Origin of the sequence: Enterobacter sp. SGAir0187 (assembly GCF_002952735.2) — a bacterium.
GTDB classification, from domain to species: Bacteria; Pseudomonadota; Gammaproteobacteria; order Enterobacterales; family Enterobacteriaceae; genus Enterobacter; species Enterobacter quasiroggenkampii.
Genome location: NZ_CP025034.2, coordinates 2,731,420 through 2,745,214, shown reverse-complemented (window position 1 = coordinate 2,745,214; position 13,795 = coordinate 2,731,420). Strand labels below are relative to the sequence as shown.

12 protein-coding genes are annotated in these 13,795 nt (G+C 57.0%); 5 read left to right on the top strand and 7 right to left on the bottom strand.

Features of this window, described 5'->3' with window-relative positions:
• Positions 1-88: 88 nt before the first annotated feature.
• Positions 89-1,189: a tRNA (uridine(54)-C5)-methyltransferase TrmA gene (gene trmA, locus CWR52_RS13170; protein WP_039264231.1), complete on the top strand. Its 1,101-nt coding sequence runs from the start codon at positions 89-91 to the stop codon at positions 1,187-1,189.
• A 79-nt stretch (positions 1,190-1,268) separates the two neighbouring features.
• Here the strand turns inward: trmA and CWR52_RS13165 are convergent, their stop codons facing one another.
• Positions 1,269-1,628, bottom strand: a complete 360-nt coding sequence (locus tag CWR52_RS13165; protein WP_104949876.1) for a YijD family membrane protein — start codon at positions 1,626-1,628, stop codon at positions 1,269-1,271.
• A 9-nt stretch (positions 1,629-1,637) separates the two neighbouring features.
• On the bottom strand, positions 1,638-2,276 hold the full coding sequence (gene fabR / locus CWR52_RS13160; RefSeq protein WP_008501784.1) for an HTH-type transcriptional repressor FabR: 639 nt from the start codon (positions 2,274-2,276) through the stop codon (positions 1,638-1,640).
• Positions 2,277-2,472: 196 nt separating this feature from the next.
• Between fabR and sthA the strand changes: the two genes are divergently transcribed.
• Positions 2,473-3,873, top strand: coding sequence for a Si-specific NAD(P)(+) transhydrogenase (gene sthA / locus CWR52_RS13155; protein WP_008501785.1), 1,401 nt, complete (start codon positions 2,473-2,475; stop codon positions 3,871-3,873).
• On the opposite strand, the gene oxyR is transcribed toward sthA, so the two are convergent.
• The 4 genes from oxyR to argC all read right to left on the bottom strand — a co-directional run bounded on the left by oxyR (position 3,856) and on the right by argC (position 8,347).
• A complete protein-coding gene (gene oxyR, locus CWR52_RS13150) occupies positions 3,856-4,773 on the bottom strand; it encodes a DNA-binding transcriptional regulator OxyR (RefSeq protein ID WP_008501786.1) in 918 nt (305 codons plus the stop codon). The genes sthA and oxyR overlap by 18 nt on opposite strands.
• A gap of 335 nt (positions 4,774-5,108) precedes the next feature.
• Positions 5,109-6,482: an argininosuccinate lyase gene (gene argH, locus CWR52_RS13145; RefSeq protein WP_104949875.1), complete on the bottom strand. Its 1,374-nt coding sequence runs from the start codon at positions 6,480-6,482 to the stop codon at positions 5,109-5,111.
• Positions 6,483-6,559: 77 nt separating this feature from the next.
• A complete protein-coding gene (gene argB / locus CWR52_RS13140; RefSeq protein WP_086374972.1) occupies positions 6,560-7,336 on the bottom strand; it encodes an acetylglutamate kinase in 777 nt (258 codons plus the stop codon).
• A gap of 6 nt (positions 7,337-7,342) precedes the next feature.
• Positions 7,343-8,347, bottom strand: coding sequence for an N-acetyl-gamma-glutamyl-phosphate reductase (gene argC / locus CWR52_RS13135; protein WP_104949874.1), 1,005 nt, complete (start codon positions 8,345-8,347; stop codon positions 7,343-7,345).
• 88 nt (positions 8,348-8,435) lie between these two features.
• Here argC and argE point away from each other — a divergent pair, with 88 nt between their 5' ends.
• The 3 genes from argE to CWR52_RS13120 all read left to right on the top strand — a co-directional run bounded on the left by argE (position 8,436) and on the right by CWR52_RS13120 (position 13,452).
• The gene (gene argE, locus CWR52_RS13130) at positions 8,436-9,587 is read left to right on the top strand and encodes an acetylornithine deacetylase (RefSeq protein ID WP_104949873.1); all 1,152 of its coding nucleotides are present in this window, start codon (positions 8,436-8,438) and stop codon (positions 9,585-9,587) included.
• Between the two features lie 271 nt (positions 9,588-9,858).
• The gene (ppc, locus tag CWR52_RS13125) at positions 9,859-12,510 is read left to right on the top strand and encodes a phosphoenolpyruvate carboxylase (protein ID WP_045909126.1); all 2,652 of its coding nucleotides are present in this window, start codon (positions 9,859-9,861) and stop codon (positions 12,508-12,510) included.
• Positions 12,511-12,603: 93 nt separating this feature from the next.
• Positions 12,604-13,452, top strand: a complete 849-nt coding sequence (locus tag CWR52_RS13120; protein WP_104949872.1) for a helix-turn-helix transcriptional regulator — start codon at positions 12,604-12,606, stop codon at positions 13,450-13,452.
• On the opposite strand, the gene CWR52_RS13115 is transcribed toward CWR52_RS13120, so the two are convergent.
• Entirely contained in the window at positions 13,439-13,795 is a 357-nt protein-coding gene (locus CWR52_RS13115; protein ID WP_104949871.1) for a PTS fructose-like transporter subunit IIB, read from the bottom strand. The genes CWR52_RS13120 and CWR52_RS13115 overlap by 14 nt on opposite strands.

Here is a 13,795-nt window from a genome sequence, read left to right as displayed (position 1 = left end):
GTCCAGACAGCTATTGGCCATTAAATCTGGACATCCCCTGAACAATCCCTACAATCGCCGCGTAATTCTTTATCACTCAGGACGCATCATGACCCCAGAACACCTCCCGACAGAACAGTACGACGCGCAGCTGGCAGAGAAAGTTGTCCGCCTGCAAAGTATGATGACGCCTTTCAACGCGCCCGTTCCCGAGGTGTTCCGCTCTCCTGTCAGCCACTACCGCATGCGCGCCGAGTTCCGCATCTGGCACGACGGTGACGACCTGTACCACATCATTTTCGATCAGCAGACGAAATCCCGTATACGCGTGGACAGCTTCCCGGCGGCGAGTGAGCTTATCAACCAGCTGATGACGCTGATGATGGACGGCGTGCGTAACAACCCGGTACTGCGTAACAAGCTTTTCCAGATTGACTACCTGACCACGCAAAGCAATCAGGCGATTGTCTCCCTGCTGTACCACAAAGCCCTGAACGACGAGTGGCGCGAGCAGGCAGAAGCGCTGCGCGATGCGCTGCGTGCGCAGAACATCAACGTTCACCTGATTGGCCGCGCGACAAAAACCAAAATCATGCTGGATCAGGACTACATCGACGAGCGTCTGCCGGTGGCGGGTAAAGAGATGGTCTATCGTCAGGTCGAGAACAGCTTCACCCAGCCGAACGCTGCAATGAACGTGCAGATGCTGGAGTGGGCACTGAAGGCGACGGAAGGATCAACGGGCGATCTGCTTGAGCTCTACTGCGGTAACGGCAACTTCTCGCTGGCGCTGGCGCGTAACTTCGATCGCGTCCTGGCAACGGAAATCGCCAAACCGTCGGTTGCCGCCGCGCAGTACAACATTGCCGCCAACCATATCGACAACGTGCAGATCATTCGTATGGCCGCAGAAGAGTTCACGCAGGCGATGAACGGCGTACGCCAGTTTAACCGTCTGGAAGGCATCGATCTGAAGAGCTACCAGTGTGAGACGATTTTTGTCGACCCGCCGCGCAGTGGCCTGGACAGCGAAACCGAGAAGATGGTGCAGGCGTACCCGCGTATTTTGTACATCTCCTGTAATCCGGAGACCCTGTGCAAGAACCTGGAAACGTTAGGCCAGACGCACAAGGTTGAACGTCTGGCGCTGTTCGATCAGTTCCCGTATACGCACCATATGGAGTGCGGTGTTTTACTTACCGCACGGTGATCTGTAGGCCGGATAAGCGTAGCGCCATCCGGCGTTTTTGGCAGGTGGCGCTTCGCTTACCTGCCCTACAAATCATTCATTACTCTGGTAACTGGCCCTTGCGGCTACGCATGCGCGAACCAATCCAGAACACCAGCGCCACAGACAGGACCGCCGGCAGGAAGTTAGAGCCGATATCCGGATACTCCGCGCGCACCACCGTGCTGTACAGCAATACGCCCAGAATAAAGCAGGCGGCGGCCAGCCCCGGTAACCCCACCGGCATGGTGCGGTTCAGGTAACGTTGATGCAGGCAGTAAACCGTCAGCACCAGCGCAATAAGCGGGAAAATCGAAAACGGCACGATGGAGCTAAAAATAGCGGCGAACGTACCATTAATGGATAAGCCAGCGATCAATGCCAGCAACAGCGTCCCTTTATCCTGACCTGACTGTTTCATTACTCACCTTCACTCTTCGGTTTGATGTGCCAACTTCTCTTGTTCACGGCGATACCAGTAGTACGCGCCTTTGGAGATCATCCTGAGCTGCAATACCAGTCGCTCTTCAAGCTGCTTGCGTTGTTCAATGCTGACATCCAGCGCTTCGGCACCCGCGCTGAATACAATTGTCACCATCGCCTCGGCCTGTGCTTCAGTAAACGCACGCGGCATATGGTTTTCGAGTTCAAGATAGTCGGCAAGTTCCGCGATGAAGTGCTGAATTTCGCGCGCGACGGCGGCACGAAACGCCGCAGACGTGCCCGAACGCTCGCGCAGAAGCAGACGAAACGCGTTGGGGTTATTGCCGATAAATTCCATAAAGGTCGACACAGAGGTACGGATCACGCTGCCCCCTTTGGCGATACGCTGACGCGCCTGGCGCATCAGTTGACGCAGCATCAAACCACTCTCGTCGACCATAGTCAGGCCCAGTTCATCCACATCACGGAAGTGACGATAGAAGGACGTTGGCGCAATCCCGGCCTCGCGTGCGACTTCGCGCAGGCTCAAACTGGCAAAACTTCGCTCAGCACTCAGTTGACTGAATGCGGCTTCCACCAGCGAACGCCGGGTTTTCTCTTTTTGTTGTGCTCTTACGCCCATCACGATAGTTGAATCCTTCCAAAGGCCTGATGGCACTATACCAGAGAATAAAATTAATCTGTTTGCCTGGCTTTGTGAATGATTGTTTACGTGCGGTTTGTGCTCCACTGCCGGAAAAAAGCACAACGATAATTGGGTTACCCTGCCAATGATGTTATGATTCTGTTGCTTTTATGTATAAGAACAGGTAAGCCTTGCCATGCCACATTCCTACGATTACGACGCAATAGTTATTGGTTCCGGCCCCGGCGGCGAAGGCGCTGCTATGGGTCTGGTGAAACAGGGAGCCAGAGTAGCGGTCATTGAGCGCTACCATAATGTCGGCGGCGGTTGCACCCACTGGGGCACCATCCCTTCGAAAGCCCTCCGCCACGCCGTTAGCCGCATTATCGAATTTAACCAGAACCCTCTTTACAGCGACCACTCCCGACTTCTTCGTTCCTCCTTTGCCGACATCCTGAACCACGCGGATACCGTCATTAACCAGCAGACGCGCATGCGTCAGGGGTTTTATGAGCGTAACCACTGTGAAATTTTGCAGGGCAACGCGCATTTTGTGGATGAACACACCCTGGCACTCGAATGCCACGACGGGTCGGTTGAAACCATCACCGCTGAAAAATTTGTGATTGCCTGCGGTTCACGCCCGTACCATCCGGCCGATGTGGATTTCTCGCACCCGCGCGTCTACGACAGCGACTCGATTCTCAGCCTGCACCATGAACCCCGCCACGTCATTATCTATGGCGCAGGGGTCATTGGTTGCGAATATGCGTCGATCTTCCGCGGAATGGACGTCAAAGTTGACCTGATCAACACTCGAGACCGCCTGCTGGCCTTCCTCGATCAGGAGATGTCGGATTCCCTCTCCTACCACTTCTGGAACAGCGGCGTGGTCATTCGCCACAACGAAGAGTACGAGAAGATCGAAGGCTGCGACGACGGGGTGATCATGCATCTCAAGTCCGGCAAGAAACTGAAAGCGGACTGCCTCCTGTACGCCAACGGCCGTACCGGCAATACCGATTCACTGCAGCTGGAAAATATCGGGCTTGAGACCGACAGCCGCGGTCAGCTGAAGGTCAACAGCATGTATCAGACCGCCCTGCCGCACGTTTACGCGGTCGGCGACGTGATTGGCTACCCAAGCCTGGCCTCAGCCGCTTACGACCAGGGACGCATTGCGGCTCAGGCGCTGGTGAAAGGCGAAGCGACGGCACATCTGATTGAAGATATCCCGACGGGCATCTATACCATCCCGGAAATCAGTTCCGTAGGGAAAACCGAGCAGCAGCTGACGTCAATGAAGGTGCCTTACGAGGTGGGTCGTGCGCAGTTTAAACATCTGGCGCGGGCGCAAATCGTGGGGATGAGCGTGGGTACGCTGAAAATTCTGTTCCATCGCGAGACGAAAGAGATCCTCGGCATTCACTGCTTTGGTGAACGCGCCGCGGAAATCATTCATATCGGACAGGCCATCATGGAGCAGAAAGGTGGTGGTAACACCATTGAGTACTTCGTTAACACCACCTTTAACTACCCGACCATGGCAGAAGCCTATCGGGTAGCCGCGCTGAACGGCTTAAACCGCCTGTTTTAACGCGCTGTCGAAATGGCCATCCATCGCACCACGGATGGCCTCTGCCAGCTGCTCATAGCGGCTGCGCAGCGGTGACCCAGGGCGATAGACCAGGCCAATCGTACGACGCGGCTCTGGTTTAATGCACGGCAAATAAACCACGCCATCACGTTTACGCTCGTGCGGTACCGCCAGCGCAGGCAGCAGCGTAATACCGCTTCCCGCCGCCACCATATTACGCAGCGTTTCCAGGCTGGTTGCGCGGAAATGGGTATCCTCATCCGCACCCGCTTCGAAGCAGAAGCCCATCGCCTGATCGCGCAGGCAGTGGCCATCTTCCAGCATCAGCAGCTTTTCACCCGCCAGATCGGCCATCGGCACGCGATCGCGGTTCGCCCACGGGTGATCTTCATAGATCGCCAGCATCATTGGCTCATCGAACAGCGGTACTTCAATAAACGCTTCGCTCTCTTTGACCAGTGCCAGAATGGCGCAGTCGAGCTTGCCGCTGTCCAGCTGTGCCAGCAGCTGATGGGTTTGCGCTTCGTGCAGGTACATTTCGAGTTTCGGGAACGTCTGGTGCAGCATCGGAATGATGTGCGGTAACAGGTACGGGCCAACGGTTGGGATCAGGCCAATATGCAGCGGGCCGGACATGGCCTCCCCCTGCTGGCTTGCCATTTCCTTGAGCACTTTGACCTCGCGCAGCACGGTGCGCGCCTGATCCACCAGCAGAAGACCTGCCTGTGTGAACAGAACCTTACGACTGGTGCGCTCCAGCAGCATCACGCCCAGCTCGTCTTCCAGCTTACGGATCTGGCCGCTCAGCGTGGGCTGGCTGACGTGGCAGGAGTCCGCCGCGCGGCGAAAATGGCGATGCTCAGCTAACGCTACCAGGTATTCAAGATCACGAATATTCATTATTCATCCTCCGTCGCCACGATAGTTCATGGCGATAGATAGAATAGCAACGAACGATTATCCCTATCAAGCATTCTGTTGAATAATACACCACATAGACGAGGCGGCACGTGTTTGACCCTTGACGTCCCCTCACCGTCAGCGAGTTTCTCTCAAAACTCGAACAACTAAAGCCAACGTGAACTTTTGCGGACCCCGTGGTCCGCTTTTTTTTGCGTAAAAAAGCCCGAGGTAAAAGCAAAATGGCAACCGAAGTTGCCATTTTTAATGTTTGCTCCCTCTCCCAGTGGGAGAGGGCCGGGGTGAGGGCACCAGCCCGCACTATTTAAACCCAATCAAATCAGTCGGCTTTTCGCATCCGCAATCGCCTGCGCCACCTGCTTAGGCGACACACCGCCTTTCGCCGCACGCTTGTCCAGGCAGGACTGCAGCGAAAGAATCGGATACACATCATCCCCGATAACCGCGCTGAATTTCTGTAGATCGGCCAGCGCCAGATCTTCCAGCGGTTTACCCTGACGAATGGCTTCCACTACCGCTTCACCGACAATATGGTGCGCTTCACGGAACGGTACGCCTTTCGCCACCAGGTAATCTGCCAGCTCGGTCGCGTTCGCATAGCCCTGCTGCGCCGCTTCCTGACAGCGAGGACGCTTCACCTGAATGCCGTCCAGCACCAGCGCGCCCATATGCAGACAGTCCAGCCAGGTGTCGAGCGCGTCGAACAGCCCTTCTTTGTCTTCCTGCATATCTTTGTTATACGCCAGCGGCAGCCCTTTCAGTGTCATCATCATGCCGGTCAGCGCGCCCTGCACGCGGCCACATTTGCCGCGGATCAGCTCCAGCGCGTCCGGATTTTTCTTCTGCGGCATCAGGGATGAACCTGAGGTCACGCGGTCGGACAGCTCAACAAAGCCCGCTTCGCCAGAGTTAAAGAAGATCAGGTCTTCAGCAAAGCGCGACAGGTGCACCATACCGATAGAGGCATTGGAGAGCAGCTCCAGCACGTGGTCACGGTCAGAGACGCTGTCCAGGCTGTTACGGGTAGCGGAGGCAAAGCCCAGCCAGCCTGCCAGCTGTTCACGGTCGATTTCGTAAGCGGTACCCGCCAGCGCGCCGCTGCCCAGCGGGCTGACGTCCAGACGCTTCAGGGTATCCTGCAGACGACTTTCATCACGCGCCAGCATCTCTACATAGGCCAGACACCAGTGCGCAAAGGTCACCGGCTGCGCGCGCTGCAGGTGGGTATAACCCGGCATCACCGCGTCCTGATTATTTTGTGCGGTCTCCACCAGCGCGGTCTGCAGCTGACGGTTAGCCGCCAGCAGTTCGCCAACGGTATCCTTACACCACAGCTTCAGATCGGTGGCGACCTGGTCGTTACGGCTCCGGCCGGTATGCAGCTTTTTACCCAGCTGGCCGACCTTGTCGATCAGTTTACCTTCCACCCAGCTGTGAATATCTTCGGCATCGCTCTGCAGAATTTGCTGCGGATCCAGACGCACTTCTTCCAGCAGATTGTTGAGCGCCTCTTCCAGCTGCAGCTGTTCCTCTGGGGTCAGCACGCCCACCGTCACCAGCGCTTTGGACCAGGCCACAGAGCCGACAATATCCTGTTCGGCCAGGCGGTAGTCGAAGCGCAAAGAGTCGTTGAACTGTTTGAACCGCTGATCCGCTGCCTGTGTAAAACGCCCACCCCAAAGTGCCATAACATGCTTCCTTAATATCTTTGAATTTCATTGCCCGGTGGCGCTGCGCTTACCGGGCCTACAAAACATTAAATCGATTACGCTAAAATACGCGTGCCAATCGGCGTGCCGTTAAACAGCGCCGGCAGTTGTTCCGCGTGACGCCAGGAGGCGATATCCACCGGACGGCCCAGCGTGCGCGCCGCATCCAGCGCGGCGTTCACTTTGACGATCATGCCGTCGGTAATAATGCCCTGGGCAATCAGCTGCTCGGCTTTCTCTGCGGTCATTTCCGCAATGCGCTGGCCTTTTCCGTCCAGAATGCCGCTCACGTCGGAGAGCAGGATCAGGTCCGCACCCAGCGTTGCCGCCAGTGCGGTTGCCGCCTGGTCAGCGTTAACGTTCATCAGCTCACCCTCTTCGGTCACGCCGATAGAGCTCACCACCGGCAGGAACCCGCCTTCCAGCAGCGTGTTAATCAGCTTAGGCGAACCCGGCTGCGCCAGTCCAACATGACCGAGCGCTTCGTCGAGCTGGGTCACTTTTACGCTGTCACCATCGCCCAGATAGAGGCCAACGGAGGCAATGTGGTGTTTCTTCGCCCAGGACAGCAGGGTTTTGTTCGCCGTACCCGCCAGCGCACCGGTGATAATGTCAATCTGATCCGCAGGCGTCACGCGCAGGCCGTTTTTCTTGATCACCGGCAGGTTGAGCCCTTTCATCAGCTCATCCACCACGCAGCCGCCGCCGTGCACAATCACCAGTGGACGTTGGTGTGATTCGCGATAGTTCACCAGCGCGGTAAACAGACGCTCCAGCGCTTCTTCGCTGTCCAGCAGTACACCACCGAGTTTGATAATTAATGGGTTCATCATCACACCTTAAATAAGAGCCTGCGTTTCAGGGAAACCGAAACGAATATTTGCACACTGCATTGCCTGTGCGGCAGCGCCTTTCAGTAAGTTATCTTCTGCGGCCACCACGATGAGATGCTCACCCTGAACGGCAAAGCCGATATCGCAGAACGGCAGACCGACCACGTTTTTCAGCGCCGGCACGCCTTTGTCGTACAGGCGCACCAGCGGTTTGTCCGCATACGCCTGCGTGAAGACCTCGTTCACCTGTTCTTTGGTCACACCCGGCTTCAGGCGGCAGGTAATGGTTTCGAGGATCCCACGCGGGAAGCTGCCCAGGTGCGGGGTGAAAATGACGTCCGCGCCCAGATGCGTTGTGATCTCAGGGTGATGACGGTGATTAAACACGCCATACGGCTGAAGGCTCACTTCGCAGAAGCTGTTGGAAATCGCCGCCTTGCGTCCTGCACCGCTCACGCCGCTGGTGGCGTTGATCACCGGCCACTGGTTCAGATCCAGCAGACCTGCGTCGATCAGCGGCTTCAGGGAAAGCTGCGCTGCCGTCGGGTAGCAGCCAGGAACGGCAATCAAATCCGCTTCTTTCAGTTTATCTGCGCTCCACTCCGCCAGGCCGTACACCGCTTTTTCAAGCAGATCCGGATGCTGATGGGTGAAACCGTAATATTTTTCGTAGAACGCACCGTCGTTAACGCGGAACGCGCCGGAGAGGTCGAAGACCACGCAGCCAGCCGCCAGGAACTGCGGCGCCAGGTCGTGGCTGACCTCGTGTGCGGTGGCTAAAAACACCACGTCGACGCCGTCAGTAAACTCGCTGATGTCAGACATGGGCTGCAGCGGCAGATCGACCATGCCCTTAAGCTGCGGATGCAAATCGGAAATTAACTTTCCTGCATCATTGCTTTGCGCTGACACGGTCAAAGCGGTTATGGTCATATGTGGATGGCGATTCACGTAGCTTACAAGCTCTGCGCCCGCATAACCGCTAGCGCCTACAATCAGCGTATTCAACATCGGGTTCCTTTATGCTCAACGTTAATGTATTTTTATTCACATTTATTGCATGAATATTGATACTATCACGACCTAAGGTGTGTCAACAATGAAAATGAACTTACCGCCATTTATCGAGATCTACCGCGCCCTGATTGCCACACCGTCCATCAGCGCAACGGAAGAAGCGCTGGATCAGAGCAATGAGTCTTTAATCAATCTGCTGGCGGGTTGGTTTAGCGATCTTGGGTTTAACGTTGAGGTTCAGCCCGTCCCCGGCACTCGCCACAAATTTAACCTGCTCGCCAGTACCGGAACCGGTGCGGGCGGCCTGCTGCTGGCCGGTCATACCGACACCGTGCCGTTCGACGATGGCCGCTGGACGCGCGATCCGTTCACCCTGACCGAGCACGACAACAAGCTCTACGGCCTGGGCACCGCCGACATGAAAGGCTTCTTCGCCTTTATCCTCGACGCGCTGCGTGACGTGGACGTGACGAAGCTGAAAAAACCGCTCTACATTCTGGCGACCGCCGATGAAGAGACCAGCATGGCGGGCGCGCGCTACTTCTCTGAAAACACGTCGATTCGCCCGGATTGCGCGATAATCGGCGAGCCGACGTCTCTGCAGCCGATTCGTGCGCATAAAGGCCATATTTCTACCGCCGTGCGCGTGCTGGGCCAGTCCGGCCACTCCAGCGATCCGGCGCGCGGCGTGAACGCCATTGAGCTGATGCATGACGCCATCGGCCGCATCATGGCCCTGCGCGACGACCTGAAGGCTCGCTATCACTACGACGCGTTCACCGTGCCGTACCCGACGCTGAACCTCGGCAGCCTGCACGGCGGCGATGCCTCCAACCGCATCTGCGCCTGCTGCGAACTGCATATGGATATTCGCCCGCTGCCGGGCATGACCCTGAGCGATCTCGACGGCCTGCTGAATGAGGCGCTGGCCCCGGTGAGCGAACGCTGGCCGGGCCGCCTGACAGTTTCCGAACTGCATCCGCCGATCCCGGGTTACGAATGCCCGCCGGACCACCAGCTGGTTGAAGTAGTGGAAAAACTGCTCGGCGAGAAAACCGACGTGGTGAACTACTGCACCGAAGCGCCGTTTATTCAGACGCTTTGCCCGACGCTGGTTCTAGGCCCTGGGTCCATCAACCAGGCGCACCAGCCGGATGAATATCTGGAGACCCGCTTCATCAAGCCCACCCGCGAACTGATTACCCAGGTTGTGCATCACTTCTGCTGGCATTAAAACCGCACCGAAGAGTCCCCTCTCCCTGTGGGAGAGGGTTAGGGTGAGGGCAACAAATCGCATGATCTCCATCACATTCCCATAAGCATCTCTTATCTGACGCAATGCGAATTAAATTTCGTAAATTGCCCACATTTATTCGTTTGCTGAACCGTTTTCGCAGCAATTGACGACGGGGGTTTTACGTGGCTTTATAAAGGGAGATGACAAAATAATGTCCAGAAGATTTTCGCCTGGGCATAAACAAAAATGATGGGGTGACTGGGTTTTTATGAACGAACAATATTCCGCGTTGCGTAGTAATGTCAGTATGCTCGGCAAAGTGCTTGGAGATACCATCAAAGATGCGTTGGGGGAGAACATCCTCGACCGCGTTGAAACCATCCGCAAGCTCTCAAAATCTTCCCGTTCCGGTAACGAGGCCAGTCGTCAGGAGCTGCTCACCACCTTGCAGAACCTCTCTAACGATGAGCTGCTGCCCGTTGCGCGCGCCTTCAGCCAGTTCCTTAACCTGGCCAACACCGCTGAGCAGTACCACAGCATTTCGCCAAACGGCGAAGCGGCCAGCAACCCGGAAGTCATTGCCCGCACCCTTCGTAAACTGAAAGACCAGCCTGATCTCAACGAAGCCACCATCAAAAAAGCGGTGGAGTCGCTTTCGCTGGAGCTGGTACTGACCGCTCACCCAACCGAGATCACCCGTCGCACCCTGATCCACAAAATGGTGGAAGTGAACAACTGCCTGAAGCAGCTGGATAACAAAGACATTGCCGACTATGAACGCAACCAGCTGATGCGCCGTCTGCGCCAGCTGATTGCCCAGTCCTGGCACACCGATGAAATTCGCAAGCATCGCCCAAGCCCGGTCGACGAAGCTAAATGGGGCTTTGCGGTGGTGGAAAACAGCCTGTGGGAAGGGGTACCGAACTACCTGCGCGAGCTGAATGAACAGCTGGAAGCGAACCTGGGCTACCGTCTGCCGGTTGATTTCGTGCCGGTTCGCTTCACCTCCTGGATGGGCGGCGACCGCGACGGCAACCCGAACGTTACCGCAGAAATCACCCGCCACGTCCTGCTGCTGAGCCGCTGGAAAGCGACCGACCTGTTCCTGAAAGACATTCAGGTGCTGATCTCCGAGCTGTCGATGGTTGAAGCGACGCCGGAACTGCGCGCGCTGGCCGGTGAAGAAGGCGCCAGCGAGCCGTACCGTTTCCTGATGAAAAAACTGCGTGGTCAGCTGATGGCCACTCAGGCCTGGCTGGAAGCGCGCCTGAAAGGCCAGCGTCTGCCAAAACCAGAAGGCCTGCTGAGCCAGAACGAACAGCTCTGGGAGCCGCTGTACGCCTGTTATAAATCGCTGCAGGCCTGCGGGATGGGCATCATCGCCAACGGCGAACTGCTCGACACCCTGCGTCGCGTGAAGTGTTTCGGCGTGCCGCTGGTGCGTATCGACGTGCGTCAGGAAAGTACCCGCCATACCGAAGCGCTGGGCGAGCTGACCCGCTATCTCGGCATCGGTGACTATGAAAGCTGGTCCGAAGCTGACAAGCAGGCGTTCCTGATCCGCGAGCTGAACTCCAAGCGCCCTCTGCTGCCGCGCAACTGGGAGCCAAGCAACGATACCCGCGAAGTGCTCAACACCTGTAAAGCGATCGTGGACGCACCGAAAGGATCGGTCGCCGCCTATGTGATCTCCATGGCGAAAACCCCATCCGACGTGCTGGGCGTTCACCTCCTGCTGAAAGAAGCGGGAATCGACTACGCCCTGCCGGTCGCCCCGCTGTTTGAAACCCTCGACGACCTGAACAACGCCAACGACGTGATGAGCCAGTTGCTGAACATCGACTGGTATCGCGGCTTTATTCAGGGCAAACAGATGGTAATGATCGGCTATTCCGACTCCGCGAAAGATGCGGGCGTGATGGCGGCATCCTGGGCGCAGTATCAGGCGCAGGACGCACTGATCAAAACCTGCGAAAAAGCCGGTATCGAGCTGACCCTGTTCCACGGACGCGGTGGCTCAATTGGCCGTGGCGGCGCACCAGCTCACGCGGCGCTGCTGTCGCAGCCGCCGGGAAGCCTGAAAGGCGGCCTGCGCGTGACCGAACAGGGTGAGATGATCCGCTTTAAGTACGGCCTGCCGGAAGTGACCATCAGCAGCCTGTCGCTTTATACCAGCGCGATCCTGGAAGCCAACCTGCTGCCACCGCCGGAGCCGAAAGCCTCCTGGTGCCACATCATGGACGAGCTGTCGGCTATCTCCTGCGATCTGTACCGCGGCTACGTGCGTGAAAACAAAGATTTCGTGCCTTACTTCCGTTCAGCCACGCCTGAACAGGAGCTGGGTAAACTGCCGCTGGGCTCACGTCCTGCAAAACGTCGCCCGACCGGCGGCGTAGAGTCTCTGCGTGCAATCCCGTGGATCTTCGCCTGGACGCAGAACCGTCTGATGCTGCCCGCCTGGCTGGGTGCCGGTGCCGCACTGCAAAAAGTGGTGGAAGACGGTAAACAGAGCGAACTGGAGACCATGTGTCGCGACTGGCCGTTCTTCTCTACCCGTCTGGGAATGCTGGAGATGGTCTTCTCGAAAGCTGACCTCTGGCTGGCGGAATACTACGATCAGCGCCTGGTGAAGCCAGAGCTGTGGGCGCTGGGTAAAGAACTGCGCGAACTGCTGGAAGGCGACATCAAAGTGGTGCTGGATATCGCCAACGACTCACACCTGATGGCGGACCTGCCGTGGATTGCCGAGTCTATCCAGCTGCGTAATATCTACACCGACCCGCTGAACGTCCTGCAGGCAGAGCTGCTGCACCGTTCACGTCTGGCGGAAGAAGAAGGGAAAGAGCCGGATCCACGCGTTGAACAGGCGCTGATGGTGACGATTGCGGGCGTTGCAGCGGGTATGCGTAACACCGGCTAATGCTTTACGCCCGGCGGCGCTGCGCTTGCACAGGCCTACGTTAAGTAGGCCGGGTAAGCGTTAGCGCCACCCGGCAATACCCTGGTATCCACCATGCACCACGACATTACCCGCATCCTGACGGACCTGATCAACAGCACAACGCCGCTGCGTCAGGTGCATTTTGCAAACCCAGCGACCTCAGCCCCCGAACTTGCCTTGCAGGTCGATTTTCCGCGTCTGGAGATTGTGATCGAAGGTTCGATGAAAGACCAGGCTGCCTGCGTTTTACAGCAGGGTGATGTTTTATACGTCCCGGCTGGCGGCTGGAATAATCCACAATGGCAAGCCCCCGCAACAACGCTGAGCATCCTGTTTGGCAAACAGCAGCTTGGGTTTAGCCTTCTGCACTGGGACGGTGTAGACGTTCGTAACCTGGCGAAGCAGCACGTTGCCCGCCGCGGTCCGCGCATTGGCTCGCTTCTCTTACAGACGCTCCATGAAATGCAGATGCAACCGCATGAGCAGCAAACCGCGCGGCTGATTATCGCCAGCCTGCTTAGCCACTGCGTCGACCTGCTGGGGAGTCAGATCCAAACCGCCTCCCGCAGTCAGGCTCTGTTTGAAGCGATTCGGGTCTATATTGACGAACACTACGCCACTCCCCTTACCCGGGAATCCGTCGCGCAGGCGTTTTATATCTCCCCAAACTACCTGTCGCATCTGTTCCAGAAAACGGGCGCAGTGGGTTTCAATGAATACCTGACGCATACCCGGCTTGAACACGCGCGCCAGCTGTTGAAAGGGTATGATTTAAAAGTGAAAGAGGTGGCGCATGCCTGCGGATTTGTCGACAGCAACTATTTCTGCCGGTTATTTCGCAAGAACACGGAGCGTTCGCCGTCAGAATACCGCCGCCAGTATCACAGCCAGCTCACCGGAAAGGCAGCTAGTCCAGAATGACCTGGGTATGCTGCGGAGCGGATAGCATTTTACGCACCGCTCCCATCACCTTTTGGGGATCACGTAAAAAGGCGTTAATACCGCACTTCACGTAGCGCGTATGCTCGAAACGTTCACTGCCCGCCAGTTCGATATCAGTAATGAGCAATACGACATCGGCACGCCGGATGTCCTCTTCCGTAAGCTCGCTCTCAATGCCCAGCGCTCCCTGCGTCTCGATGTTAACGCTCCACTTCTCCTGCTGGCAGAGCTTTTCCAGCCGTTCGGCAGCCATATAGGTATGTGCGACGCCACTGACGCACGCGGTCACCGCCACCAGATGACGTCCCGATATCACTGTCAT